23 protein-coding genes, 1 tRNA gene and 4 pseudogenes are annotated in these 24,417 nt (G+C 65.7%); 24 read left to right on the forward strand and 4 right to left on the reverse strand.

Translation table 11 applies throughout. The features are described from left to right. Window positions 1-219: 219 nt before the first annotated feature. On the reverse strand, window positions 220-1,080 hold the full coding sequence (locus tag ACSJDS_RS11490) for a helix-turn-helix domain-containing protein (protein WP_473033388.1): 861 nt from the start codon (window positions 1,078-1,080) through the stop codon (window positions 220-222). Window positions 1,081-1,609: 529 nt separating this feature from the next. On the opposite strand from ACSJDS_RS11490, the gene ACSJDS_RS11495 reads away from it, so the two are divergent. Together ACSJDS_RS11495 and ACSJDS_RS11500 are read left to right on the forward strand one after the other, a co-directional pair. After that, a complete protein-coding gene (locus tag ACSJDS_RS11495) occupies window positions 1,610-1,762 on the forward strand; it encodes a hypothetical protein (RefSeq protein WP_473033389.1) in 153 nt (50 codons plus the stop codon). A gap of 7 nt (window positions 1,763-1,769) precedes the next feature. Next, on the forward strand, window positions 1,770-2,249 hold the full coding sequence (locus tag ACSJDS_RS11500; protein ID WP_473033390.1) for a hypothetical protein: 480 nt from the start codon (window positions 1,770-1,772) through the stop codon (window positions 2,247-2,249). Window positions 2,250-2,760: 511 nt separating this feature from the next. Here ACSJDS_RS11500 and ACSJDS_RS11505 read toward each other — a convergent pair. After that, window positions 2,761-2,837: transfer RNA gene (locus ACSJDS_RS11505), tRNA-Pro, on the reverse strand. Between the two features lie 234 nt (window positions 2,838-3,071). On the opposite strand from ACSJDS_RS11505, the gene ACSJDS_RS11510 reads away from it, so the two are divergent. Genes ACSJDS_RS11510 through ACSJDS_RS11525 form a run of 4 tightly spaced genes read left to right on the forward strand, consistent with a single transcriptional unit; the run spans window position 3,072 to window position 5,811 of the window. Next, on the forward strand, window positions 3,072-4,325 hold the full coding sequence (locus ACSJDS_RS11510; protein ID WP_473033391.1) for a BCCT family transporter: 1,254 nt from the start codon (window positions 3,072-3,074) through the stop codon (window positions 4,323-4,325). Then, window positions 4,241-4,696: a BCCT family transporter gene (locus tag ACSJDS_RS11515; RefSeq protein WP_473033393.1), complete on the forward strand. Its 456-nt coding sequence runs from the start codon at window positions 4,241-4,243 to the stop codon at window positions 4,694-4,696. Before ACSJDS_RS11510 ends, ACSJDS_RS11515 begins: the two co-directional genes overlap by 85 nt. Window positions 4,697-4,720: 24 nt before the next feature. Continuing rightward, window positions 4,721-5,083, forward strand: coding sequence for a CidA/LrgA family protein (locus ACSJDS_RS11520; protein WP_473033394.1), 363 nt, complete (start codon window positions 4,721-4,723; stop codon window positions 5,081-5,083). Next, complete coding sequence (locus ACSJDS_RS11525) at window positions 5,080-5,811, forward strand: LrgB family protein (RefSeq protein ID WP_473033395.1); 732 nt, start codon at window positions 5,080-5,082, stop codon at window positions 5,809-5,811. Before ACSJDS_RS11520 ends, ACSJDS_RS11525 begins: the two co-directional genes overlap by 4 nt. A 57-nt stretch (window positions 5,812-5,868) precedes the next feature. Here the strand turns inward: ACSJDS_RS11525 and ACSJDS_RS11530 are convergent, their stop codons facing one another. Next, window positions 5,869-6,225 carry a hypothetical protein gene (locus ACSJDS_RS11530; protein WP_473033396.1) on the reverse strand — a complete coding sequence of 119 codons (357 nt, stop codon included), beginning with the start codon at window positions 6,223-6,225 and terminating at the stop codon, window positions 5,869-5,871. A gap of 204 nt (window positions 6,226-6,429) precedes the next feature. Here ACSJDS_RS11530 and ACSJDS_RS11535 point away from each other — a divergent pair, with 204 nt between their 5' ends. From ACSJDS_RS11535 to ACSJDS_RS11555, 5 genes and pseudogenes are all read left to right on the forward strand, one after another. Next, window positions 6,430-6,600, forward strand: a complete 171-nt coding sequence (locus tag ACSJDS_RS11535) for a DUF2970 domain-containing protein (protein WP_473033398.1) — start codon at window positions 6,430-6,432, stop codon at window positions 6,598-6,600. Window positions 6,601-6,835: 235 nt separating this feature from the next. Continuing rightward, complete coding sequence (gene coxB, locus ACSJDS_RS11540) at window positions 6,836-7,954, forward strand: cytochrome c oxidase subunit II (RefSeq protein WP_473033399.1); 1,119 nt, start codon at window positions 6,836-6,838, stop codon at window positions 7,952-7,954. Between the two features lie 57 nt (window positions 7,955-8,011). After that, a pseudogene (gene ctaD / locus ACSJDS_RS11545) lies at window positions 8,012-9,642 on the forward strand (cytochrome c oxidase subunit I). Window positions 9,643-9,671: 29 nt separating this feature from the next. Further along, window positions 9,672-10,277: a cytochrome c oxidase assembly protein gene (locus tag ACSJDS_RS11550; RefSeq protein ID WP_473033401.1), complete on the forward strand. Its 606-nt coding sequence runs from the start codon at window positions 9,672-9,674 to the stop codon at window positions 10,275-10,277. Continuing rightward, window positions 10,274-11,131, forward strand: coding sequence for a cytochrome c oxidase subunit 3 (locus ACSJDS_RS11555; protein WP_473033403.1), 858 nt, complete (start codon window positions 10,274-10,276; stop codon window positions 11,129-11,131). Before ACSJDS_RS11550 ends, ACSJDS_RS11555 begins: the two co-directional genes overlap by 4 nt. 47 nt (window positions 11,132-11,178) lie before the next feature. Here the strand turns inward: ACSJDS_RS11555 and ACSJDS_RS11560 are convergent, their stop codons facing one another. Beyond that, the gene (locus ACSJDS_RS11560; protein WP_473033405.1) at window positions 11,179-11,373 is read right to left on the reverse strand and encodes a DUF2909 family protein; all 195 of its coding nucleotides are present in this window, start codon (window positions 11,371-11,373) and stop codon (window positions 11,179-11,181) included. A 10-nt stretch (window positions 11,374-11,383) separates the two neighbouring features. Here ACSJDS_RS11560 and ACSJDS_RS11565 point away from each other — a divergent pair, with 10 nt between their 5' ends. The 13 genes and pseudogenes from ACSJDS_RS11565 (at window position 11,384) to pheT (ending at window position 24,404) form a co-directional block, all read left to right on the forward strand. Continuing rightward, the gene (locus ACSJDS_RS11565) at window positions 11,384-12,151 is read left to right on the forward strand and encodes an SURF1 family protein (RefSeq protein WP_473033407.1); all 768 of its coding nucleotides are present in this window, start codon (window positions 11,384-11,386) and stop codon (window positions 12,149-12,151) included. 50 nt (window positions 12,152-12,201) lie between these two features. Further along, entirely contained in the window at window positions 12,202-12,705 is a 504-nt protein-coding gene (locus ACSJDS_RS11570; RefSeq protein WP_473033408.1) for a hypothetical protein, read from the forward strand. A gap of 119 nt (window positions 12,706-12,824) precedes the next feature. Beyond that, window positions 12,825-13,877 carry a COX15/CtaA family protein gene (locus tag ACSJDS_RS11575; RefSeq protein WP_473033409.1) on the forward strand — a complete coding sequence of 351 codons (1,053 nt, stop codon included), beginning with the start codon at window positions 12,825-12,827 and terminating at the stop codon, window positions 13,875-13,877. 37 nt (window positions 13,878-13,914) lie between these two features. Continuing rightward, window positions 13,915-14,812, forward strand: a pseudogene (gene cyoE, locus ACSJDS_RS11580) (heme o synthase). A 20-nt stretch (window positions 14,813-14,832) separates the two neighbouring features. Continuing rightward, window positions 14,833-15,618 (forward strand): 3'(2'),5'-bisphosphate nucleotidase CysQ, encoded by a 786-nt coding sequence (gene cysQ, locus ACSJDS_RS11585; protein WP_473033410.1) that lies wholly within the window; start codon window positions 14,833-14,835, stop codon window positions 15,616-15,618. 67 nt (window positions 15,619-15,685) lie between these two features. Continuing rightward, window positions 15,686-16,153: a DUF2489 domain-containing protein gene (locus tag ACSJDS_RS11590; RefSeq protein ID WP_473033411.1), complete on the forward strand. Its 468-nt coding sequence runs from the start codon at window positions 15,686-15,688 to the stop codon at window positions 16,151-16,153. Between the two features lie 266 nt (window positions 16,154-16,419). Further along, window positions 16,420-17,079, forward strand: coding sequence for an OmpA family protein (locus ACSJDS_RS11595; RefSeq protein ID WP_473033413.1), 660 nt, complete (start codon window positions 16,420-16,422; stop codon window positions 17,077-17,079). Between the two features lie 437 nt (window positions 17,080-17,516). Further along, window positions 17,517-19,412, forward strand: a pseudogene (gene thrS, locus ACSJDS_RS11600) (threonine--tRNA ligase). A gap of 34 nt (window positions 19,413-19,446) precedes the next feature. After that, entirely contained in the window at window positions 19,447-19,986 is a 540-nt protein-coding gene (gene infC / locus ACSJDS_RS11605) for a translation initiation factor IF-3 (RefSeq protein WP_309674564.1), read from the forward strand. A gap of 86 nt (window positions 19,987-20,072) precedes the next feature. After that, entirely contained in the window at window positions 20,073-20,267 is a 195-nt protein-coding gene (gene rpmI, locus ACSJDS_RS11610; protein ID WP_473033414.1) for a 50S ribosomal protein L35, read from the forward strand. Between the two features lie 37 nt (window positions 20,268-20,304). Beyond that, window positions 20,305-20,658, forward strand: coding sequence for a 50S ribosomal protein L20 (rplT, locus tag ACSJDS_RS11615; protein ID WP_013332273.1), 354 nt, complete (start codon window positions 20,305-20,307; stop codon window positions 20,656-20,658). A 304-nt stretch (window positions 20,659-20,962) separates the two neighbouring features. Then, a complete protein-coding gene (gene pheS / locus ACSJDS_RS11620) occupies window positions 20,963-21,982 on the forward strand; it encodes a phenylalanine--tRNA ligase subunit alpha (RefSeq protein ID WP_473033415.1) in 1,020 nt (339 codons plus the stop codon). Window positions 21,983-22,025: 43 nt separating this feature from the next. Then, a pseudogene (gene pheT, locus ACSJDS_RS11625) lies at window positions 22,026-24,404 on the forward strand (phenylalanine--tRNA ligase subunit beta). Window positions 24,405-24,417 lie beyond the last annotated feature (13 nt).

Genomic DNA, 24,417 nt, shown 5'->3' on the forward strand with positions numbered 1-24,417 from the left:
AAAGCCTCAGGGTGATCGCATGACGCCACGCTGACTCATTGCGTGGCGTCAGTAACACCTCTTGACGAGAGTTGTTCTTATCGCGCGATTGCCCTTGTAGGCGTCTCAGTCGGCATATCAGGATGGATGTCGATTAGGAATCGTGGCCGGGCTAGCGAGCCCGGCTGAGTTATCGAGGGGAGGCGCAACGGCATGTTTTGCCTCCTTAGGATTGCGCCTTCAGTATTGCGATTCAGCCAGCAGAGGCAGCTGTAATTCCACCCCCTGGGGGTGCGAGAGCAGCTGAGCGGGCTCGCCGCTGGCATAGCGCCCATGCAGCGGCAACCCCAGGGTGATCAGCTCACGAACCGCCTGAGGAATCTCCTCGACGCTATCCAGCACCAGGCAGGCATGCTGCCTGGCGGGCAGTGTCAGGAGACGGAAGGTCGAAGGGATGGCGATTCGCGGAGGGTCTTCTGTGGGAAGCAGCGGGCCGATGTCGATGCGCTCCTCGGTGCCGGGAAGCAGAAGGCTGTGCAGGATCGCGACGGCGGGGGTGTGTCTCAATCGCCTGGGCAGGGCTTCGGCGGTGCTGGCCTGCTGGGCCCAGTTGTTCAAGTCGTGCAGACGGCGAGAGGGGCGGTAGAGGCGCGTGACCAGCGCTTGGCGGCAGCGCTGCCGTCGAATCTCGAACGCTGGTGGGTCGCCGCCGTGGCACTGGTTGCGTAGCGCTTCCCGCTCGGACTGCCGATACCTGCGCGGAGTCTGCTCGTGGTGGCGTTGAAAGGCGCGGCTAAACGCCGAATGGTTTCGATAGCCGCACTGTTTGGCTATCTCGGCAATGCTGTGAGGCGTCAGCGTGAGAAGGCGGGCGGCCATTTCCAGGCGCAGCCTGTCACGATAGGCGCCTGGCGATAGGCCAAAGCGCTGTTTGAAACGACGCCGAATTTGCGAGGTCGAATAGCCAAGACGCTTGGCGAGTTCCTCGATGCCCTGGTGACTTTCCAGGGTCTCCTGCAGCCAGATTTCCGCCTGCACCATCTCGTTGGACATATATCTGGCCCCTTGCGTACTTGCGGGCGGCCGCTTGATGGCCGCCATCTTCTTGAAACGATGATCTGCACTGTGCTAGCTGCGGATGCGGGTGGGCGCTCCTTATTGTGTCCAAATGTGCCTAGACTGATTGTTTTGTCCTTTATGCCTAGAGGTGCTAGTCAAAGGCAAGTTTGGGAACGTTGTGGTAGCGTTTGTGCACATTTTTACTGGCCCCGAGCCTGGCGGTGGTCCATGGTTCCACTCTCAGCGTGGCAGCTCGACACCCGATTTGTCAGGTGGGGAAGTCAAAGCGGGGGAGAGGTGGTGGTGGGCGAAAACAGGCGTTAAAGCCGGTGGGGCGCTAACCGAGCGCTTCGCCGGGAACGGCAATGGCGGTATACTCGGCGCCTGTCGTAAGGCGTGTGCCGCCAGTTTTTGAACAATTGCGGATTCAGATGAAATATCACAAACCCCATCGACAGTTGGACGAGCGCGAAAAGCTGCGGCAGTTTCGTGAGCTCGATGACGCTTTCGCCGAGGCGCTTCGCGAACTCGACGACCCGAAACGCGCCCGGAGATTCCTACGGGCCCCCCGGTGCGCAGCCTGGATGCCCAGCAGAGTGACGAGCGGGCCCGGCAGCAGGCCTTTGAGCAGCGCCTGAAGGCGCTGATGAGCGAATACGCCCAGCCCCGCGAAAGCGTGACCTTTCTGCTGCGTACCCTGAAGTCGCTCGGCCGCATCGCTTGAGCCGCCCATGACCTATGTCCTGGTGATGGGCAGTCTGGCGCTGTCCGTGCTGTTCACTCTGGGCTGGGCGCTATGGCGTGGCGTGCGCTGGGTCGCGGGGGCATTGCCGGGGCGGGGGCGTCGATCCGCCAAGGCATCCCGCAAGCCGACCGCTGCCGGGCGTAAGGCGCCGGCCAAGCCGGCCGGGCGCCGCGCAGCGGCCAAGACCAAGCCGCCGTCCAGGCCCAGGACCAAGCAGGGTCGTCCGCCTTGGGCCCTGACCCGCTGGCTGGCGGGCCGGCAGGCGGCACTGCCGCTGGCCGCGGTATCGACGCTGATCTACCTCGTGGGGCGTCTGGCGGAGCACGGCATGAGCTTTCGACCACCTCACGCCGTTCCCAGCGGCTTTCAAAGCCTGGTGGCAGCGCTCGGCTGGCTCGCCGCAGGGCTTATCGTGCTGGCGCTGGTGGCCAGCATGGCCGGTTGGCGCTGTCGTCACGCTAGGTGAGTGCCTGCGCTGAATCTATCGACTTTGTCTATATCAGGTTGTGCAGGAAAAGTGCGGCCGAGTGTCGCACCTCGCCCGATCCCCCGCTGCGTAGGGCATGATATTTCTCGTTACACCACAAGGAGAATACTCATGCCAACTCACCAGTACGCAGCGTCTCTCACCTGTGAAGTGCTCAGCCACTGGACCTGCGAGGCGCTTGCCAAGCGGGCCGCTTATGAGGCCATTGCGAGCTTCTTCAGCTAAGCGCGAATCGGTCTGCTGATTCGCAGGATGCCGCCGGGCCAGGGAGGGTCCACCTGTCACACAGCGCTCGCCACGCCTTCCTCTCTTCTCGTACCCCTTGCTCGCACCTCTCCTCGTTCGATCCTAATCCTTCATCCATTGTCTTTACGTGGCCAGGTCGTCGAGTCCCGTGGCCAGAGCCCGCCCGTGCCTTGCCCGGCGATGGCGCACAACGAAAAACCGCCGCTCGGCATGACCCGTAAGCGGCGGTTTTTCTTGATGTTTCTGGTCGGAGCGACAGGATTCGAACCTGCGACCTCTGCAACCCCATTGCAGCGCGCTACCAAGCTGCGCCACGCTCCGACGTGGTTTTCGGGCTGGGTGGCCGTGGCCAGTGCCCCCGAGAACGAGGCGTATACTAGCGCGTTGGCGGGCAAATGAAAAGCCCCTTTTGTACTTCCCATTCAATCGGTTGGGATTTGACCGGCGGCGAGGCGGGGATGGTGCGGCAGGCCATGGTCGACCGTGAAGGAGGCGGCCAGGTGGATTATGATGTGCAGCGCCTTCGGCTCACTCTTCAATGCAAAGGACTGGTTCATGTATCAGCAGGCGCAGCGCGGCCTTTTCAAGGGAATGAACCCCCGGGTCACCCTGGTGACCTTCGTCATCGTGGCGGTGGCGCTGATCTACGGGGCCTTCTTTACGGAGCAGCTGGGCCATGGCCTGGGGCTGATGCGCACGGTGCTCGACCCCTTTCTCGAGTGGTACTACGTACTGCTGGTGGCCTTTCTGTTGCTCTTCATGGTGTGGCTCGGGGTGGGGCGCTACAAGAACGTACGCCTGGGGGCCGACTTCGAGCAGCCGGAGTTCACCTTCTTCTCCTGGGTCGCCATGCTGTTCGCTGCGGGTACCGGCGTGGGCATCCTGTTCTGGGCAGTGGCGCAGCCGATCCTGCAGTTCCAGGAGAATCCCTTCATCGCCGAGGGGATGACCCCCGATGCGGCGCGGGTGGCCATGCGGCTGACCTACTTTCACTGGGGGCTCAACGGCTGGGCGATCTTCTCCTTCGTGGCTCTGGTGCTGGCCTACTTTTCCTATCGTTGGCACCTGCCGCTGACCATCCGTTCGGGGCTGCAGCCGCTTCTCGGCAAGCGCGCCAATGGCCCCTGGGGAGGCGGTGGACGTGCTGGCGGTGTTCGGCACCGTGTTTGGGATCGCTACCACCTTGGGCCTGGGCGTGCAGCAGATGAACGCCGGGCTGGGGGCGGTGTTCGGGCTGCCGTCGTCGCTCACCCTGCAGCTGGTGGTGACCGCGGCGATCATGAGCGTGGCGACCTTTTCGGTGGTGTCCGGGTCAAGCGCGGGGTGCGCCTGCTCTCCGAGGCGAACTTCTGGCTGAGCATCGCCGTGGTGGTGTTCCTGCTGCTGTTCGGGCCCACTCAGTATCTGGTGGCCATCACCATCGAGTCGGCGGGGGATTACATCCAGAACCTGCTGGGCATGACCTTTCATACCAACGCCACCCGGGATGACGGCTGGCAGGCGGAGTGGACGGTGTTCTTCTGGGGCTGGTGGCTGGCCTGGTCGCCCTTCGTCGGCATGTTCATCGCCCGGGTCTCGCGAGGGCGCACCTTCCGGGAATTCGTGATGGGGGTGCTGCTGGTACCCACCGTGATCACGGTGGTGTGGATCGGGCTGTTCGGCGGAACGGCGCTCTATCATGAGCTGTTCGGTGTCGGGGGATCGTCGCCGCCGTGGAACAGGACGTGGCCACGGCGCTGTTCGCCACCATCGAGGCCATGGGGCTCGGTGGGGTGGGGACCCTGGTGTCGGCGGCGCTGGTGGTGCTGATCGGCACCTATCTGATCACCTCGGCCAACGCGGGCACGCTGGTGATCAATACGATTCTGGCCGGCGGCGATCCGGAGCCGCCCACCGCCCATCGCTTGCTGTGGGGCGGCCTGCTCGGGCTGTTGACCGCCGTACTGCTGATGGCCGGCGGTCTGGAGACCCTGCAGGCGGCCGTGATCATGGCCGCGCTGCCCTTCTCGGTGGTGATCATGCTGATGATCGCCGGGCTGCTCAAGGCGCTGCATCGCGAGCGCTTTGCGGCGCGGACCGGCGAGCGGGTCGAAGCGCCGCGCGAGCCCTGGGCCGATCTCGACAATGCCGGTACCGAGCCGGTGCCGGTCTCCGAGGATGAGGCCCACAAGCCGAACTGATGATCGCCGACGAGGAGAGCCGTCATGCCGTTGGTCATGGGAATGAGTGTCCTGCTGGCCTGCCAGTTTGCCGGGGAGCTGCTGGCCCGGGGGCTGGCGTTGCCGATTCCGGGCCCGGTGCTGGGCATGGTGCTGCTGCTGGTGGGGCTGGTGGTGCTGGGGCGCGTGCCGGACAGCCTGCGGCTGACCGGCGAGGGGCTGCTGCGCTATCTGACGCTGCTGTTCGTGCCGGCCGGGGTGGGGCTGATGGTGCATGCCCGGCTGATCGGCATGGACCTGGTGGCCATCCTGGCCACCCTGGTGGTCTCCACGGCGGTGACCCTGGCGGTCACCGCCTGGGTGCTCGATCGTCTGCGGCGCCGTGCGGCCCGGGATGACGTGTCATGACCGTGGTGCCGCTGGACCAGCTGTGGGTCTACCTCTCCGGCCACCCGCTGCTCTCGCTGCTGGTCACCCTGCTGGCCTTCGCCCTGGCGGTGCGGATCGATCGGATGCTGGGCGGCACGCCGCTGGTGCACCCGGTGACCCTATCGATCGCGCTGCTGATCGGTTTTCTGCTGCTGGTGGACATGGACTATGCCACCTACTTCGAGGGCGCCCAGTTCATCCATTTCCTGCTGGGGCCGGCCACGGTGGCGCTGGCCATTCCGCTGTTCGATCATCGCGAGCGCATTCGTCGCCTGCTCTGGCCGCTGCTGCTGGCCTGTATCCTGGGCATCGTCACGGCGGTCGGCTCCACCCTGGGCCTGGCCCTGGTGCTGGGCGCCCAGCCGGAGACGCTGCTGAGCCTGGCGCCGCGCTCGGTCACCTCGCCCATCGCCATGGGCATCGCCGAGCAGATCGGCGGCATTCCCTCGCTGGCGGCGGGGCTGGTGCTGGTCACCGGCTCCATCGGCTGTGCGCTGGGGCCGGGGATCTTCCGCCTGCTGCGCATTCGTGATCCTGCGGTGCAAGGCTTTGCCCTGGGGCTCTCGGCCCACGGTTTCGGTACCGCCCACGCCTTTGCGCGTATCGGCGCCATGGCCGGTGCCTTCTCGGGGCTGGCAATGGGGTTGACGGGGCTCTTGACGGCCTTTGTGCTGCCGCTGTTGGTCAGGCTGTTCGGGCTGAACTGAGAGGCCAGAAAGGCGGCACCGAGGTCGGCGCCGCCCGGCTGCCAGGGGAAGGAGGCGTCAGATCTCCTCCCAGATGCGCTGGCGGAAGTCGTTGGGCAGGTTAGCCACGTGATGCATCCGCTTCATGTGGTGGTCGGCCATCTCCTTAGCGATGTCCTGATAGCAATCGCGGAGCTTTTCGGGGTCATCGCCGTGGGTGTCGTAGCAGGCGGCCAGGCGCTCGCTGGCCTCGGCCATCGCCTTCAGAAACCGGGCCTCCTGATGCATCACCTCGGAAAAACTCGCCATCCAGGCCAGCTGTATCCGGGCCATGGGATTAACGCCCTGCAGCCACTGCTGGGTCCACCACTCCATCATCGGGTTGGCCGCGTCGAGTGCGGGAGCGTTGCCGGTGTCGGGTTTGCTGTTGGTCATGTCGAGCTCCTGTGCCTCCTGTGTCAGGGTGGCGATCAAAGGGTGTGTATCCACTTACAGTATAGGTCAGCCGGCGGGTTGGGCCGCCCGGCCGGCGCGTGGAAATCCATGCCGTTGATGCACATCAATATGCGGTAGTTTTCCCTGCCGAGGCGGGCTGTGCCATGCTGATGGCTCTATGGCGTAGCGTGGGGGCTTGGCGATGTGGCGAGTGGTCAAATCGGTGCTGGCGGCCTTCTTCGGGGTGCAAAGGAGCAGCGGCGCCGTGAGGACTTCGAGCAGGGCAGTCCGGTCGCCTTCATTCTGGTGGGGCTGCTGTTGGCTGCGGGGCTGGTGGCGGTGATAGCCGCCATCGCCATCCTGGTAGCGCGCTGAGGCTGGGTCAGAAGCCTGGCGGCCTCGCCGGCTTCTTGGGCAGCGCCGAGGCTCGCTGCCGGGGGGCTGCGTTGATTGGTCCGTTAGCCAGCCTGCCGTCTCTCTCAGCAAGAGGCTGGCAACCCCTTCTATACTTTTTCCAAGCAGCGGCTAATGTTCCGTTCAGCCAACGGACGAGCCAACCCTGACCTCGGCCGGCCGCTGATAAAGACAATGACAAGAACAGGAGGCGTCAATGCGCACTCTGCTCGTCCGGATGGCGGGAGGGCTAAGCCTGCTCGGCACCAGCCCGCTGGCCTTGGCCAGCGGCTGGAATATGCCGGTGGGGGTTACCGACCTCAGCAGTGAGATCTACACCCTGCACATGACCATCTTCTGGATCTGCGTGGTCATCGGCGTGATCGTGTTCGGGGTGATGTTCTACTCGCTGTTTCGTTATCGCCACTCCAAGGGCGCCAAGGCCGCGAACTTCCACGAGAATACCACCGTAGAGGTGATCTGGACGGCGATTCCGATGCTGATCCTGATCGGGATGGCGATTCCGGCAACGGCGACGCTCAAGAAAATCTATGATGCCTCCGATGCCGAGCTCGATGTCATGGTGACCGGCCAGCAGTTTCGCTGGCGCTATGAGTACCTCGGCGAGGATGTCGCCTTCACGTCCAACCTCAGCACGCCTCGCGCCCAGATTCGCCGCGATGAGCCGTTTGGCGAGAACTACCTGCTGGAAGTCGATGAGCCGCTGGTGCTGCCGATCAATCGCAAGGTGCGCTTTCTGTTCACCGCCGATGACGTGATCCACTCCTGGTGGGTGCCGGAGTTCGCCGTCAAGCAGGACACCATTCCGGGTTTCATCAACGAGAACTGGGTGCGTATCAACGAGCCGGGGATCTACCGCGGGCAGTGTGCCGAGCTGTGCGGTGTGGGGCATGCCTTCATGCCCATCGTGGTGCATGCCATGGAGGAAGACGATTTCGACACCTGGCTGGCCGAGCGCCAGGAGGCCGCCGCCGAGGAGGCGCTGGGGGTGGATCGTGACTGGGAGCGCGAGGAGCTGATGGAGCGCGGCGAGGGCGTCTATGCCGCAATCTGCGCGACATGCCACCAGGCGGAGGGCGAGGGCTCGCCGCCGGCCTTCCCGGCCCTGGCGGGCAACCAGCGAATGCTCGACGACTTCGACTGGCACGTTGACACCATCATCAACGGCGTGTCCGGCACCGCCATGCCGGCCTTTCGCAGCACGCTCAATCCGGTCGAGCTGGCAGCGGTGATCACCTATACCCGCAACGCCTGGGGCAACGATGCCGATGACGAGATCCAGCCCTCGCAGATTGCCGACATGCTGGGACGCTGACGCGGCCAGGTCGAGATCACCAGGACAGACACAGAACAATGAGATGGGAGACTTCCGATGGCCCCTAAGGTACCTCCTCAGCCGTCCCTGGAGCACAGCAGTCCGACTGCCGCCGCCGGAGGGCACGCCCACGAGGCGCCGCCCAAGGGCATCATGCGCTGGCTGCTGACCACCAATCACAAGGAGATCGGCAGCCTCTATCTGATCTTCTCGCTGGTGATGTTCTTCATCGGCGGCATCTTCGCGCTGGTGGTGCGCGCCGAGCTGTTCCAGCCCGGCATGCAGCTGATTCAGCCGGAGTTCTTCAACCAGATGACCACCATGCATGGGCTGATCATGGTCTTTGCGGCGGTGATGCCGGCCTTCACCGGCCTGGCCAACTGGATGATCCCGCTGCAGATCGGTGCCCCCGACATGGCGCTGCCGCGGCTCAACAACTTCAGCTTCTGGTTGCTGCCGGTGGCCTTCACCCTGCTGCTGGCGACGATGTTCATGCCCGGTGGCGGGCCCAACTTCGGGTGGACCTTCTACGCGCCGCTTTCCACCACCTATGGGCCACCCTCGACGACCTTCTTCATCCTGGCACTGCACATCGCCGGGATCAGCTCGATCCTGGGCGCGATCAACATCATTGCCACCATTCTCAACATGCGCGCCCCGGGCATGCGCATGATGGACATGCCGCTGTTCGTCTGGACCTGGCTGATCACCGCCTTCCTGCTGATCGCGGTGATGCCGGTGCTGGCCGGGGTGATCACCATGATGCTCATGGACATCAACTTCGGCACCAGCTTCTTCGATGCCTCCGGTGGCGGCGACCCGGTACTGTTCCAGCATCTGTTCTGGTTCTTCGGGCATCCCGAGGTGTACATCATGATCCTGCCGGCCTTTGGCATCGTGTCGGCGATCATTCCGACCTTCGCCCGCAAGCCGCTGTTCGGCTACGCCTCGATGGTCTACGCAACCGCGGCCATTGCCGTCCTGTCGTTTCTGGTGTGGGCGCACCACATGTTCGTGGTGGGCCTGCCGCTGGCCGCCACGCTGTTCTTCATGTACGCCACCATGCTGATCGCGGTGCCCACCGGGGTGAAGGTCTTCAACTGGATCACCACCCTGTTTCGCGGCTCGATCAGCTTCGAGCCGCCGATGCTGTTCGCCCTGGCCTTCGTGGTGCTGTTCACCATCGGCGGCTTCTCGGGGCTGATGCTGGCCATCGCCCCGGCCGACTTCCAGTATCACGATACCTATTTCGTGGTGGCACACTTCCACTACGTGCTGGTCCCGGGAGCGGTGTTCGCGATCATGGCGGGGGTCTACTACTGGCTGCCCAAGTGGACCGGCCACTATCCCCATGAGCGTCTCGCCCAGTGGCACTTCTGGCTGTCGGTGATCGGGGTCAACCTGACCTTCTTCCCGATGCACTTCTCCGGGCTGGCCGGTATGCCGCGGCGAATTCCCGACTACGCCCTGCAGTTCGCCGATTTTAACCTGGTGTCGAGCCTGGGCGCCTTCCTGTTCGGCTTCTCCCAGCTGCTGTTCGTCGCGGTGGTGATCCTCTGCGTGCGCGGGGCAAAAGGGCCCCGGCCCAGGCCTGGGACTACGCCGAGGACCTGGAGTGGACCGTGCCGAGCCCGGCGCCGCTGCATACGTTCGAAACGCCGCCCACCTACCGCCGGCCGGAGCACTGACACCGGGGCTGTGAGCAGGAGGATGCGATATGAAACGCAGCGACATGGATCAAGAAGCGCAGCGGGGAATACGCCGCACGGTATGGCGCAGCGTGGCCGCCCTGGTCGGGATGTTTGCCTTCGCCTTTGCGCTGGTGCCGCTCTATGACGTCTTTTGCGAGGTCACGGGCATCAACGGCAAGGTGAATACCTCGGCCCAGGCGCTGGTCAAGGAGGAGGTGGATCAGTCGCGCTACGTTACCGTGCAGTTCGTAACGCGAAGTGGTTCTGGGCTGCCCTGGCGGCTGGATGTAGAGACCCGGCAGGTCCGCGTGCATCCGGGGCAGTCCACCGAGGTCAATTTCTCGTTCAATAACCGGAGCAACGGTGAGAGCTGGGGGCGCGCGGTGCCCAGCGTCTCGCCGTCACGGGCCTCGCCGCACCTTCGCAAGGCCAGCTGCTTCTGCTTCGAGGAGCAGCGCCTGGAGGCCGGTGAACGGCTCGAGCTGCCGCTGGTGTTCCAGCTCAGCCACGACCTGCCCGCAGACGTCAATACCGTGACCCTGGTGTACACCCTCTACCCGGTGGAGAGAGGCGAGCCAACGCTTCAGGCGAGCGCCAAGGCCCTGGAAGGACTGGAAGGAGATGAGGCATGAGCGGCAGCTACTACGTTCCAGCCACCAGCAAGTGGCCGGTGCTCGGCTCGGTGGCACTCGGCGTCATGATGGTGGGGCTCGGCATGGTGCTGGTCTACGATCGCGGCAGCCTGATCATGCTGGCCGGCATGGTGGCGGTGGTGGCCGTCATGGCGCTATGGTTTCGCGACGTGGTGCACGAGTCGCGCAGCGGTCTCTATGACAGCCAGATGGACCGCTCCTTTCGCTGGGGGATGGGCTGGTTCATCTTCTCCGAGGTGATGTTCTTCGCGGCCTTCTTCGGTGCGCTCTTCTACGTGCGTACCTTCGCCTTGCCCTGGCTGGGCGGTGAAGGGGAGAAGGGCATCAGCGCCCTGCTGTGGCCGGAGTTCACTGCCCACTGGCCGCTGCTCAGCCCGCCCGATCCTTCGGTGCCCGGGCCGGCGCAGGTCTTCAGTCCCTGGCATCTGCCCCTGGTCAACACCCTGATCCTAGTCTCCTCGAGCATCACCCTGACCGTGGCCCACGAGGCCCTGAAGGAGGGGCACCGGCGCGTCTGTCGCAACTGGCTGGCGGGCACGGTGCTGCTGGGGCTCTGCTTCATCGTCATTCAGGGCGTGGAGTACTACGAGGCCTACGCCCACTACGGCATCACGCTGGAGGCGGGCATCTACGGTGCCACCTTCTTTATCCTGACCGGGTTTCACGGGGTTCACGTCATCGTCGGCACCATTATCCTGGCGGTGATGCTGGTGCGCGTGATTCGCCAGCACTTTACGCGAGAGGACCACTTCGGTTTTGAGGCCTCCTGCTGGTACTGGCACTTCGTCGACGTGGTCTGGATCGGCCTGTTCCTCTTCGTCTACGTGTTCTGAGGCGCCGGCCGCGAACAGCCCGCGCTGGTCTGTCAGGGTCGGCGGGGCTAACCGCCCAGGCTGCCGAAGAAGAAACCGTAGAAGAGCAGGGCAATCAGCAGTGCCGCCAGGCCCACGCGAACTTTCAGGGAGGTCAGCAGGCGGCGGGACTGGGTGCCGTCACGCAGCAGAAAGCCGGCTCCAGCAGCGAGGCTGGCCACCATGGCCAGGAATACCACGGCGATCAGGGTCTTCAAGAACATGGCACACTCCATGAAAGGTCAGGCGTCAGGGGAGGGGCGGAGGGCGGCCAGCGGCCTGCCGGGCTGGCGACTGGGGCTCTGGTGTGCCCTCTGGTCGCTGCTGGTGGCGCTCGGCCTCGCTCTGGGACTATGGCAGTGGGAGCGGGCCGAGGACAAGCGCGAGTATCTTGCCGCCCTGGAGCGCGCGCCCACCCTGGAGGCTCCCACCGAGTCGCCGCCCAACGGGGCCAGCCTGATCCTGAGCGGTGAATTCCTGGGCGACGAGACCCTGTTTCTGGATAACCGGATCCTCGACGGCCGCCTGGGCGTGGCCGCGCTGACGCCGCTACGCACCGATGACGGACGCCTGTGGCTGATCCAGCGCGGCTTCCTGGAGACCGGGCCGACGCGTGACATGCCCAGCGTGGCCACCCCGGAGGGTCGCGTCACCCTGCAGGGACACTGGCAGCCCGCTGGGGATGCCGGGCCCCTGTACGGGCCCAATCGCGAAGGTCGGCGCCTGCAGCAGATCGACCCCTTGGCCTGGCGCGAGCTGGGCGACTTCGCCCATGCCGGCTGGCTGCATCAGGAGAGCGGGCCCGGCCGGCTCAAGGCCTGGTGGCAGCCCAGCGTGATGCCGCCCAGTCGCCATCTGGGCTATGCCGTACAGTGGTGGGGGCTCGCCCTGGCCGCTCTGGCGGTCATGGTGATCGGTGGTCGCCGCCTGGCCCGCGACCGCCGGGAGAGCCGCCGTCTTGTCTGTTCCGAGGAGAATCCCGCGCGCCCCAGCAAGCCATAAGACCCCGTCGCCCCCTGAACCCTCGCCGTCAGCGGCTGAAGCTGATCGCATTGATCGCCATCTTCGCGCTGCCGCTGACGACCGCCTGGGCCATGCTGCAGTGGCGCATCGGCATTCCCGAGCAGCGTACCGCCCACGGCGAGCTTGCCCCGGCGATTCCGTCACTTGCCCACTGGCCGCTCGCCGAGCTCGGTGACGCGGGCGAGGCGGATGTCTGGCTGCTGGCCTTCGACTGTTCCCAGGACTGTGCCGCACTTGCCGACCAGTGGTGGCGCCTGCACCGCGCCCTGGGGCGTGAGGCGCCGCGGCTGGGGCGCCTGAGGATCGGCGGCAGCGGCGAGGTGCTGCCGGGAGAGTGGCAAGCGAACTGGCGCGGTCAGCCGCCCGAGTGGCAGTCGCCGGGGCGTGCCTGGTTGCTGGCGCCGGGCGGTGAGGCGCTGCTGACCTATCCGCCTGGGGTGGCGGCGCGTGATGTGCTGGACGACATCAATCATCTGCTGCGCGTGAATCCGGAGAGCCGTGCCCAGCGAGAGCGCCAGGTCAGCCAGCGTTGATCGCGGCAGTTGTGCTTGAACGGAGTCGAGGGGCAAGCTGAGAGCGAGAGACGTGACCGGGCGGATCTGACAAGGAAAAGACAATGCGGATAGCGTCGACGGCAGGGGGCCGTGAATCGATGGGAGAGGCGTTCGCGGCGCGCCTGCGGCTGCTGCTCACCCTGAGCTTGATCGGAGTGGTCTTTACCAGCGTGGTCATCCTGGTGGGGGTCTGGACCCGGCTGGTGGATGCCGGCCTTGGCTGTCCCGACTGGCCCGGCTGCTACGGCCGGCTGGTGGTGCCAGACGCCGAGCGGGCCATGGCGCACAGCCCCGACGCGCCCCTGGAGGTCTTCAAGGCGTGGGTCGAGATGATCCACCGCTACGTGGCCTCGGCCCTGGGGCTGCTGGTCATCGCCCTGCTGGCCCTGGGGGCGAGGCTGCGGCACCGGCCCGGCTACCCCTGGGGGGTGAGCATGGCGCTGCTTGTCGTGATCCTGCTGCAGGGCGCCTTCGGGGCCTTCACGGTGACCCTGAAGCTGTGGCCCCAGGTGGTGACCCTGCACCTGCTGGGCGGGCTTGCCGTGCTGCTGCTATTCCTGTGGCTGCACCTTCGGCTGCGCCGGTTCGCCGCCGGTGACGACGGCCGTGCGCCGCGGCGTCGCCTGACCCCGCTGTGGGGGCTCGCCATGCTGCTGCTCCTCCTCCAGCTGGCGCTGGGCGGCTGGGTGTCGAGCAACTATGCGGGGATCGCCTGTCAGGGCTTTCCCACCTGCAACGGCCAGTGGTGGCCGGCCATGGACTGGAGCGAGGGCTTCCATCTGACCCAGACCGTGGGGCCCAACTATCTGCACGGCCAGCTTCACCATGATGCCCGCGTCGCCATTCATCAGGGGCACCGCCTGGGCGCGGTGGCGCTCGGCCTGGCGCTGCTGGCGCTGGCGGTGCGCTATCGGCGCGAGGCGCGGCTGCGGCCCTGGCTGGGTGGCCTGATGGCCGTCTATGGCCTGCAGTTCGGGCTCGGCGTCGGCAATGTGCTGCTGTGGCTGCCGCTGTGGCTGGCGCTGCTGCATACCGCCGGTGCCGTGGCCCTGGTGCTGCTGCTGGCGCTTGCCGTGTGGCAGTGGCGAGAGTCCGGCATTGGTGTGGAAACCGGTACAACAGAAGCGGATAAGGAGTGGGCGCATGGCTAATGCGGTATGGAAACGGGATCAGCCGAAACGCGCACTGATGCTGCTGGGGGATCAGATGATGGCCGACTGGTCCTGGCAGGACCTGCTGACGCTGTGCAAGCCTCGGGTCGTGGTCGTGATGCTGGTCTGCGCCCTGGTGGGCATGGCGCTGGCCACGCCGCTACTGCCGTCGCCGAGCACGGTGCTCTTCGGCCTGGTCGGTATCGGCCTGGCGGCGGGGGCGCTGCCGCCTTCAACCATGTGGTGGACCGCCGCCTCGATGCGCTGATGCTGCGCACGGCCCGTCGTCCGCTGGCCAGCCAGCGCATGCCCACCGCGCTGGCGCTGGGCTGGGCGACGCTGCTGTCGATCGCCGGCATCTCCCTGCTGCTGTGGCAGGTTAATGCGCTGACGGCCTGGCTGACCCTGGGTCGCTGATCGGCTATGCGCTGATCTATACCGCCTTTCTCAAGCGTGCCACGCCGCAGAACATCGTGATCGGCGGCGTGGCGGGGGCCGCACCGCCGCTGCTTGGCTGGACGGCGGTCACCGGTCAGCTCGGCCCCGAGCCGCTGCTGCTGATGCTGATCGTCTTCGCCTGGACGCCGCCGCACTTCTGGGCACTGGCCATTCACAAGCGCGACGAGTACGCCCGGGCGGGGGTGCCGATGCTGCCGGTGACTCACGGCGAGGCCTTCACTCGCCTGCAGGTGTGGCTCTACGGCTGGCTGACCGTGGCGGTGACCCTGATGCCCTTCGTCATCGGCATGAGCGGCGTGGTCTACCTGGTGGGGGTCATGGCCCTCAATGCGCGCTTCATGTTCTGGAACTGGAAGGTGTGGCGCGGGCGCGACCCGCGGGCGCCACTCGCCGCCTTCTGGTTCTCGATCCGCTATATCCTCGGGGTGTTCGGCGTGCTGCTGCTCGATCACTACGCCGGTGCCTGGGCGCTGTGAGCGCTCCTTCGAGCGCGACCGTGCTGCCGGATTGCGAGACGCTGCGCACCCTATGCGAGCGCGCCGGCGATGCCATCCTGGCGGTGCGGCGGGAGGGGTGGCATACGCACCGCAAGGCCGACGGCAGCCCGGTGACCGAGGCCGACCTCGCCGCCCACCGCTGCCTGGCCGATGGGCTCCCGGCGCTGCTCGACGTTCCGCTGCTCTCGGAAGAGCAGGCCGCGATTGCCTGGAGCGAGCGGCGCCGATGGCGCTGCTACTGGCTGGTGGACCCCCTGGACGGCACCCGCGAGTTCGTCGACGGCTATGACGACTACACGGTCAACGTGGCGCTGGTGGAGGAAGGCGCGGTGCGCCTGGGGCTGGTGCATGCGCCGGCGCTGGGGGAGAGCTGGGCGGGCGCTGCAGGGCTCGGCGCCTGGCACTGGGTCGGTGGCACTCGCACGCCCATAGTGGTGCGCCCCGAGCGGCCGACGAGAATCCTCGCGAGTCGGTCCCACCTGGACGAGGCGACCCGAGAGTGGCTGGCCGGCTACCCTGAGGCGAGCCTGAGGCGCTGTGGCAGTTCGGTGAAGTTCTGCCGTATTGCCGAGGGGCAGGCCGACTTCTACCCGCGCTTTGGTCCCACCTGCGAATGGGACACTGCAGCCGGGCAGGGGGTGCTGGAGGGGGCCGGCGGGGCGGTGATCTCCCTCTCCACGGGACGCCCCTTGCGCTACAACGCGGCGAACAGCCTATTCAATGGCGCCTTCGTGGCGGTTGCCGACCGCTCGCTTATGGCGACCCCCGACGCCGGTAGGCGCTGAGCGTCGATGCGGCGGGGCCGCTTGCGGTACAATCCCTTCCCCATCCTCTGACAGTCTGGACGTGCCCATGACGACGACGACCGCCCTGATCCTGCTGGCGCTGGGCCTGGCCATCATTGCCGGCCTGGGTGCCTATGCCTATACCCTGTGGCAGGAAGTTCGGCGCCGCGACGCCTGGCGGCAGGACGAGCTGCGCCGAGCCCATGAGAACTGCCTGGAAAATCTCGAAATGGTGGCCGCCGCTCTGCTTCAGGAGCAGGTTGATATTACCGAGGGATCGTGGCGGATCAAGGTGCTGCTGGAAATACTCGATCCGCGCCTGAGCGAGCGCCCCGATTTCCAGCCATTCGGCGACGTTCATGCCCGCACTCGGCATCTTCACACCCACTCGGCGCGCAAGGCGCTGACCCCGCGTGAGCGAATGCGCGAGGATCGCGAGCGGCTCGAGGTAGAGGCGGAGCTGCGCCAGCCGGTGCTCGATGCCGCCCGTGCCGTGCTGGAGTTTCGGCGCGGCTGGCCCGATAGCCTGCACTAGCCTTCCCTGGCTCGGGGGAGCGGCACCTTCCCCACGCGCGGATCTTTCTGGACTTGTACTCCTTGTTGAGGTTGTATCGTTTTTTGCCTTCCGGCATCCTCTCGGGCCCGTCTCCGAGTGGCGTTCCGTGGACTGACTGTTGTCCGGTAATGCTTTGAGCGGCGGCGAATAACGCCTACACTTCACTCGCCGGGCCGAAGAATGCCCGGAACTTTCGGGGTCCTCGTCAGCGGATTGCTCGAGAACGAATCAAGAAGGAGTCTTGTATGAAAAGATCTACGACTGGCTTGCTGTTGGGTTCTGCACTGGCTATTGGCCTGTCCGGCTGTGCGACCCCGACGACCGAACCCTCCTCCGACCGTCCCTGGTACCAGCAGCCGGTAGTCTGCGGTATCGCTGGCGGCCTGATCGGTGGCAGCATCGGCTATGCCACCAGCGGCAGCTCCGATGAAGAGCGCAACGCCGCGCGCGGTGGTACCGTGGGCGCGGGTATCGGCGCCATGCTGTGTGCCGACCGCACCCCTGAGCCGGTGGCCGAGCCGGAGCCCGAGCCGATGCCGGAGCCGCCGCCCCCGCCCGCCTTCGAACCGGTGGTGCTCGATAGCGCGGTGACCTTTGCCTTCGACTCCGCCAAGCTGCGGCCCGAGGCGCGCCCGGTACTGGACGGCGTCGCCGACACGCTGCGCGAGAATCCCGAGGTGCGCGTGCGCATCGAGGGCCACACCGACTCCATCGGCTCGCCGCAGTACAACGAAGGCCTTTCCCAGCGTCGTGCCGACTCCGTCAGGGCGTACCTGGTCTCCCAGGGGATCGACGAGTCGCGCATGATGACCCGGGGCTACGGCGAAGCGCGTCCGGTCGCCACCAACGAGACCGACGAGGGTCGCGCGCAGAACCGTCGCGTGGAAATCCTCAACTGGGACTGATCCGCGTATCGCGTTCCAGGGTCCGCCGAGCGGACCGAGCACCTCAGGGGCACCTTCGGGTGCCCCTGCTGCGTGTGCGAACGTGGCGGGAGTGGCGCGGCTTTGTTAGGCTAGCAGCCTGTCGGACTTAACGCTGATCTGCTACAAAAGCCGGGCTTTCGGCCAATTTCATCGTTCTGATTCGTTAAATAGCGCGCTATTCGCCTCATCAGCTCGATAAACTTGTCTCGAAATCCGGCTTTCTCGCGACGATCGGTCAAATCCGACAGGCTGCTAGGCGGCTGCCGTGACGCGCGGCGGGGCGGCGTTGCCGCACCCGTATCGTCCAGAGTAGTGGGCGGGCCTCGCCTTCACGCGCCAGTTCTGTACCTGATTCACGCCATCAATCGCGCCATGTGATCCTTGGTATGGATCACCACTGTGCAAAGGACACTTCAATGCCCATCGTGACCCTGCCGGACGGCAGTCAGAGATCCTTCGACGAACCCCTTTCCGTGATGCAGCTGGCCGAATCCATCGGGCCCGGTCTTGCCAAGGCCTGTGTGGCCGGCCGCATCGACGGCGAGCTGGTGGACGCCGCGGACGTCATCGACCATGACGCCGACGTCGCCATCATCACCGCCCGCGACCCGGAAGGCCTGGAGGTCATCCGCCACTCCTGTGCCCACCTGATCGGTCATGCGGTGAAACAGCTCTACCCCGAGGCCAAGATGGCCATCGGGCCGGTGATCGACGATGGCTTCTACTACGATATCGATTTCGGCGAGTCGATCACCCCGGAGGATCTGGAGGCGATCGAGAAGCGCATGAAGGCGCTCATCGACACCGAGTACGACGTGGTGCGTGAGTACGTCGACCGGGACAAGGCGATGCTGACCTTCCTGCACCGCAACGAGCCCTACAAGGAGGAGATCGTCCGCGAGATCCCCGAGGGCGAGACCATCCGCCTCTACCATCACGATGAGTATACCGATATGTGCCGGGGCCCCCACGTGCCCAATACCCGGCACCTCAAGGCCTTCAAGCTCACCAAGCTGGCCGGCGCCTACTGGCGGGGCGACGCCTCCAAGCCGATGCTGACCCGCATCTACGGTACCGCCTGGGCGACAAGAAGCAGCTCAAGGGCTATCTCAAGCGGCTCGAGGAGGCGGAGAAGCGCGATCATCGCAAACTGGCCAAGCGCATGAACCTCTTCCATCTGCAGGAGGAGGCGCCGGGCATGGTGTTCTGGCACCCCAACGGCTGGACCATGTACCAGGCGCTGGAGCAGTACATGCGCCGCGTGCAGATCGAGCACGGCTACCAGGAGATCAAGACCCCCAGGTGGTGGACCTGTCGCTGTGGAAGAAGTCCGGCCACTGGGGCCACTACAGCGAGCTGATGTTCATTACGGAGTCCGAGAAGCGCGAGTATGCCATCAAGCCCATGAACTGCCCCTGTCACGTGCAGGTGTTCAACCAGGGCTTGAAGAGCTACCGTGACCTGCCGCTGCGCCTGGCCGAGTTCGGCAGCTGTCATCGCAACGAGCCCTCCGGGGCCCTGCACGGGCTGATGCGGGTGCGCAGCTTTACCCAGGACGATGCGCATATCTTCTGCACCGAGGGGCAGATCCAGGCCGAGGCGGAGGCCTTCATTCGGCTGACCCTGCAGGTCTACCGGGAGATGGGCTTCGAGGACGTGGAGCTCAAGCTCTCGACCCGGCCGGACGACTTCCTGGGCGAGCCGGCGCTCTGGGATCGCGCCGAGGCGGGGCTCGAGGCGGCGCTCAATGCCATCGATCTCGACTGGGAGCTGCAGCCGGGCGAGGGCGCCTTCTACGGGCCCGAGATCGAGTTCTCCCTGCGCGACTGCCTCAACCGGGTCTGGCAGTGCGGTACGCTGCAGCTCGATTTCAACCTGCCTGGTCGTCTAGGGGCGCAGTACGTGGACGAGGACGGGGCGCGCAAGACCCCGGTGATGCTGCACCGGGCGATCCTCGGCTCCTTCGAGCGCTTCCTCGGCATCCTCATCGAGCACTATGCCGGCGCCATGCCGCTGTGGCTGGCCCCCGAGCAGGCGGTGGTGCTGACCATCACCGATGCGCAGCGCGACTTTGCCCTGAAACTGGAGCAGCGTTTGCAGAAAGTTGGCCTTCGCGTCAAGGCGGACTTGAGGAACGAGAAGATCGGCTTTAAAATCCGCGAGCATACGTTGCAGAAGGTCCCTATCTCCTGGTGGTGGGAGATAAGGAAGTCGAAGCCGATTCGGTGGCAGTGCGGACCCGTACCGGCGACGATCTGGGTACCATGACCGTGGATGCCTTCGTCGACCGGATTCAGGCCGAGCGGCAGTAGCGACATCTTCCAAGGCTAAAGTGGAGACGGAACCATCAAGCGAAGCAACCCAAGAGGGCGCGTCCAGGATAAGCGCCCCCCGATGAACGAGCGCATTACCGAGGATCAGGTTCGCCTGATCGACAGCGACGGCGAGCAGCTGGGCATCGTGCCCACCAGTGAAGCACTGGAGCGCGCCGAAGCGGCCGGAATGGATCTCGTGCAGATTTCCAATGCCGATCCGATCGTTTGCAAGATCATGGATTACGGCAAATTCGTCTTCGAGCAGAAGAAGCAGAAAGCGGCTCAGAAGAAGAAGACGAAGCAAATTCAGGTTAAGGAAGTCAAGTTCCGGCCTGGCACCGACGAGGGCGACTATCAGGTCAAGCTGAAAAACCTGACGCGTTTCCTCGAAGGTGGCGACAAGGGCAAGGTCACGCTGCGGTTTCGCGGCCGTGAAATGGCGCACCAGGACATCGGCCGCAAGCTGATGGAGCGGATCGCCGCGGATCTCGAGGAGATCGGGACCGTGGAGTCCTTCCCCAAGATGGAAGGGCGCCAGATGATCATGATCATCGCCCCCAAGAAGAAGTGATCCGAAGGCCTGTCCAACGGGTGGCCGGCGCAAGCGTCGGCCATCGGCCCCGGATTTTCTGAAAAACCTCGAGCGGAGTTTTCCTCATGCCGAAAATCAAGACCAACAGCGGCGCTGCCAAGCGCTTCAAGAAGACAGGTAACGGCTTCAAGCACAAGCAGTCCTTTCGTAGCCACATCCTGACCAAGAAGTCCACCAAGCGGAAGCGTCAGCTGCGCGGGATGAAGCAGATCCACGACGCCGACAAGGCCCTGGTGCAGCGCATGCTGCCCAACCTCTAAGCCGCTGGTCGACCAACTTTAACGTCAGGAGAATGCCATGACTCGTGTCAAGCGTGGTGTCGTCGCTCGTCGTCGTCACAAGAAGATTCTGAAGCAGGCCAAGGGCTACTACGGTGCCCGTTCGCGCGTCTTCCGCGTCGCCAAGCAGGCCGTCATCAAGGCCGGCCAGTATGCCTATCGCGACCGCCGTCAGCGCAAGCGCCAGTTCCGCGCCCTGTGGATCCAGCGGATCAACGCCGGTGCCCGTCAGCACGGCCTGTCCTACAGCCGCTTCGTCGGCGGCCTGAAGAAGGCTGGGATCGAGATCGATCGCAAGGTGCTGGCCGATCTGGCCGTGAACGAGAAGGCCGCTTTTGCCGCCATCGTCGAGAAGGCCAAGGCTGCCCAGTAAGTGACATCGGCCGATGGTGACGGGCCGGCGCGGTTGGCCGGTCCACTCAGTCGCCATCCTGTCGCAGGGGAAGAGCAGCCGCTCTTCCCCTGTTTTTTTTGGTTCTTCGTACTTTAGCTTGAACATGTTTGGCAGGTTTTATGGTGGGAGGCCGGCTCTGCCGGGCGAAGGCGCCGCAGGCGCCCTTTGGGTAGCGCTGCGCGCTACTTCGCGAGCTAAAGCTCCCTCCCACAGGGCAAGTTCACGCAAGTCTGCGATGAATCGTTTTTTTGTCCCAGGCTGACTTATTTTCGGAGCGCAACGGATGGACCACCTTCCCACACTGGTTGCCGAGGCCCGACACGCCATCCAGGCCGCCGACAGCATGCCGGCCCTCGATGAGCTGCGGGTCCGCTATCTCGGCAAGAAGGGCGAGATCACCGCCCTGCTGAAGGGGCTTGGCAAGCTGCCGGCCAAGGAGCGCCCCGCGGCGGGCGAGCGCATCAACCAGGCTAAACAGGCGCTGGCCGAGGAGCTGGAGGCGCGGCGTCAGTCCCTCTCCCGGGCGGCGCTGGAGGCCCGGCTCGCCGCCGAGCGTCTCGACGTGACCCTGCCCGGCCGCGGCCAGCCCAGCGGCGGGCTGCATCCGGTGACCCGCACATTGGAACGCATCGAAGGGCTCTTCACCCGCATCGGCTACGAGGTAGCGGTAGGGCCGGAGATCGAGGACGACTACCACAACTTCGAGGCGCTCAATATTCCCGCCCACCATCCGGCGCGGGGCATGGCCGACACCTTCTACTTCGATGCCACCCGGCTGCTGCGCACCCACACCTCGCCGGTCCAGGTGCGGACCATGAAGGAGCAGGCGCCGCCGATTCGCATCGTCTGCCCCGGTCGCGTCTATCGCAGCGACTCGGATCTGACCCATACGCCGATGTTCCATCAGGTCGAGGGCCTGCTGGTGGACGAGGACGTCAGCTTCGCCGACCTCAAGGGCACCATCGAGGATTTCCTCCACGCCTTCTTCGAGCGCGATGATCTCTCGGTGCGCTTCCGTCCCTCCTATTTCCCCTTCACCGAGCCCTCCGCCGAGGTGGATATCCAGTGCGTGATGTGCGGCGGCGAGGGCTGTCGGGTCTGCTCCCACAGCGGCTGGCTGGAGGTGATGGGCTGCGGCATGGTGCATCCCGAGGTGTTCCGCCACTCGGGCATCGATGCCGAGCGCTACACCGGCTTCGCCTTCGGCATGGGGGCCGAACGCCTGGCCATGCTGCGCTACGGGGTCAACGACCTGCGGCTGTTCTTCGACAACGATCTGCGCTTCCTGCGCCAGTTCGCCTGACCACGCGGCCCGACATCAACTTCGGCAGAAAACAGGATTTGTCATGAAATTTTCCGAACAGTGGCTGCGTGACTGGGTCTCGCCGCAGCTGGGTGCCCAGGCGCTGGCCGACCAGATCACCATGGCGGGGCTGGAAGTGGATGCCGTGGAGCCGGTGGCTGCCGCCTTCGAGGGCGTCGTGGTGGCCGAGGTGCTGGAGAAGACCCAGCACCCCGATGCCGACAAGCTCAATGTCTGCCGGGTCGATGATGGCTCCGGCGAGCCCGTCCAGGTGGTGTGTGGCGCGCCCAACGTGGCGGTGGGGCAGAGGGTGCCCTTCGCCCGGGTCGGCGCCGTGCTGCCCGGTGACTTCGCCATCAAGAAGGCCAAGCTGCGCGGTCAGGCGTCCCACGGCATGATCTGCTCGGCTTCGGAGCTGGGCCTGGAGGAGGAGACCTCCCACGGTATTCTCGAGCTGCCGATTGCCGCTCCCGTGGGCGAGGATTTCCGTGCCTGGATGGGGCTCGACGACCACACCATCGAGGTGGACCTGACCCCCAATCGCGGCGACTGCCTGAGCCTGAAGGGGCTGGCCCGCGAGGTCGGGGTGCTCAACCGGCTGACGGTCCAGGGCCCCGAGATCGCCCCGGTGGCCGCCGCCCACGACGAGACCTTCCCGGTGCGCGTCGAGGATAGCGAGCGCTGTCCGCGCTATATCGGCCGCTTGATCAAGGGTGTCGACGTCAGCGCCGCCACGCCGCTGTGGATGGTGGAGCGGCTGCGTCGCAGCGGCATCCGCGCCATCGACCCGGTGGTCGATGTCACCAACTATGTGATGCTCGAGCTGGGGCAGCCGCTGCACGCCTTCGACCGCGCCAATCTGCACGGGGCGGTAGTGGTGCGCCTGGCCCGCAGGGGGAGCGGCTGGTGTTGCTCGACGGCCAGGAGATCGAGCTGCGCGACGATACCCTGGTGATCGCCGATGAGCGTGGCCCCCTGGCCATCGCCGGGGTGATGGGTGGCGAGCACTCCGGCGTCAGTGCCGAGACCCGGGATATCTTCCTGGAATCGGCGTTCTTCACGCAGCTGGCGGTGGCTGGTCAGGCGCGCACCTACGGCCTGCATACCGATGCCTCCCACCGCTTCGAGCGCGGCGTCGACCCCCAGCTGACCCGCGAGGCCGTGGAGCGGGCCACCGCGCTGCTGCTGGCGATCACCGGCGGCGAGCCGGGGCCGCTGGTCGAAGCGGCGAGCCAGGCCAACCTGCCCGCGCCCCGGCGGGTGACCCTGCGCGCGGCGCGGCTCGAGCAGGCGTTGAGTAAGGCGCTGCCCGCCGATGAGGTGACCGATATCCTGCAGCGGCTGGGCATGCGGGTCAGCGTTGAGGCGCAGGGCTGGCAGGCGGAGGTGCCTAGCTGGCGCTTCGACATCGCCATCGAAGAGGACCTCATCGAGGAGGTGGCGCGTATCCACGGCTACAACCGCCTGCCGGTGCGCCGTCCCGCGGCCCGCCTGGCGCTTCGCCCGGATCACGAGGCGCGCACGCCGCTCTCCCAGCTGCGTCGCCAGCTGGTGGCCCGGGCTACCAGGAAGCGGTGACCTACAGCTTCGTGGCCCCGGAGCTGCAGCAGGCGCTGCTGCCCGACGCCGTCTCGCCGCGGCTGGCCAACCCGATCTCCAGCGATCTGTCGGTGATGCGGGCGAGCCTCTTCCCGGGCCTGGTGCGGGCGCTGGAGCACAACCTCAACCGTCAGCAGACCCGGGTGCGGCTGTTCGAGACCGGGCTGATCTTCCGCGGCGACCTGGACGATCTGCAGCAGATTCCCATGGTCGGCGCCCTGGTGTGCGGCAGCCGCGAGCCCGAGGGCTGGAGCGGCGACAAGTCGCGAGTGGACTTCTTCGACCTCAAGGGCGATCTGGAGAGCCTGATCGCCATGGGCGGTGAGCCCGACGCCTGGCGCTTCGAGCCCGGGAGCATCCTGCCCTGCATCCCGGACAGAGCGCGCGGGTGCTCTATCGCGGCGAGCAGGTGGGCTGGATCGGCGCCCTGCATCCCGGGGTGCGGGAGACCCTCGGGCTCAAGAGCGATGCCCTGCTGTTCGAGGTACGCCAGGATGCGCTGCTGCGCGGTCGGCTGCCGGCCTTCACGCCGCTGTCGCGCTTCCCCGAGGTGCGTCGCGACCTGGCCTTCCTGGTGGGCGAGCAGCAGCCGGTCCAGGCGCTACTGGACTGCGTGCAAGCGCAGGCCGGTCAGTGGCTCGAGGCGCTTCGGCTGTTCGATGTCTATCAGGGCAAGGGCGTGCCGGAGGGTCACAAGAGCGTGGCCCTGGGCTTGACCTGGCAGCATCCTTCGCGCACGCTGAATGACGAGGAAATCAATCAGTTGGTCGATGCCATCGTCGCCGAGTCGCGTCAGCACCTGGGTGCCGAGCTGCGCGGCTGAAGCCGGGGAAAGT

It is taken from the genome of Halomonas sp. SL18_1 (assembly GCF_055755715.1).

Excerpts from the sequence above, each read along its gene's own strand:
- ACSJDS_RS11595 (WP_473033413.1), top strand. The coding sequence starts at position 16,420 with ATGAAAAGATCTACGACTGGCTTGCTGTTGGGTTCTGCACTGGCTATT.
- ACSJDS_RS11500 (WP_473033390.1), top strand. The coding sequence starts at position 1,770 with ATGACCTATGTCCTGGTGATGGGCAGTCTGGCGCTGTCCGTGCTGTTC.
- ACSJDS_RS11590 (WP_473033411.1), top strand. The coding sequence starts at position 15,686 with ATGACGACGACGACCGCCCTGATCCTGCTGGCGCTGGGCCTGGCCATC.
- ACSJDS_RS11560 (WP_473033405.1), bottom strand. The coding sequence starts at position 11,373 with ATGTTCTTGAAGACCCTGATCGCCGTGGTATTCCTGGCCATGGTGGCC.
- pheS (WP_473033415.1), top strand. The coding sequence starts at position 20,963 with ATGGACCACCTTCCCACACTGGTTGCCGAGGCCCGACACGCCATCCAG.
- ACSJDS_RS11520 (WP_473033394.1), top strand. The coding sequence starts at position 4,721 with ATGCCGTTGGTCATGGGAATGAGTGTCCTGCTGGCCTGCCAGTTTGCC.
- coxB (WP_473033399.1), top strand. The coding sequence starts at position 6,836 with ATGCGCACTCTGCTCGTCCGGATGGCGGGAGGGCTAAGCCTGCTCGGC.
- ACSJDS_RS11530 (WP_473033396.1), bottom strand. The coding sequence starts at position 6,225 with ATGACCAACAGCAAACCCGACACCGGCAACGCTCCCGCACTCGACGCG.
- rpmI (WP_473033414.1), top strand. The coding sequence starts at position 20,073 with ATGCCGAAAATCAAGACCAACAGCGGCGCTGCCAAGCGCTTCAAGAAG.
- ACSJDS_RS11550 (WP_473033401.1), top strand. The coding sequence starts at position 9,672 with ATGAAACGCAGCGACATGGATCAAGAAGCGCAGCGGGGAATACGCCGC.
- ACSJDS_RS11565 (WP_473033407.1), top strand. The coding sequence starts at position 11,384 with ATGAAAGGTCAGGCGTCAGGGGAGGGGCGGAGGGCGGCCAGCGGCCTG.
- ACSJDS_RS11490 (WP_473033388.1), bottom strand. The coding sequence starts at position 1,080 with ATGGCGGCCATCAAGCGGCCGCCCGCAAGTACGCAAGGGGCCAGATAT.
- ACSJDS_RS11555 (WP_473033403.1), top strand. The coding sequence starts at position 10,274 with ATGAGCGGCAGCTACTACGTTCCAGCCACCAGCAAGTGGCCGGTGCTC.
- rplT (WP_013332273.1), top strand. The coding sequence starts at position 20,305 with ATGACTCGTGTCAAGCGTGGTGTCGTCGCTCGTCGTCGTCACAAGAAG.
- ACSJDS_RS11575 (WP_473033409.1), top strand. The coding sequence starts at position 12,825 with ATGGGAGAGGCGTTCGCGGCGCGCCTGCGGCTGCTGCTCACCCTGAGC.
- ACSJDS_RS11525 (WP_473033395.1), top strand. The coding sequence starts at position 5,080 with ATGACCGTGGTGCCGCTGGACCAGCTGTGGGTCTACCTCTCCGGCCAC.
- ACSJDS_RS11510 (WP_473033391.1), top strand. The coding sequence starts at position 3,072 with ATGTATCAGCAGGCGCAGCGCGGCCTTTTCAAGGGAATGAACCCCCGG.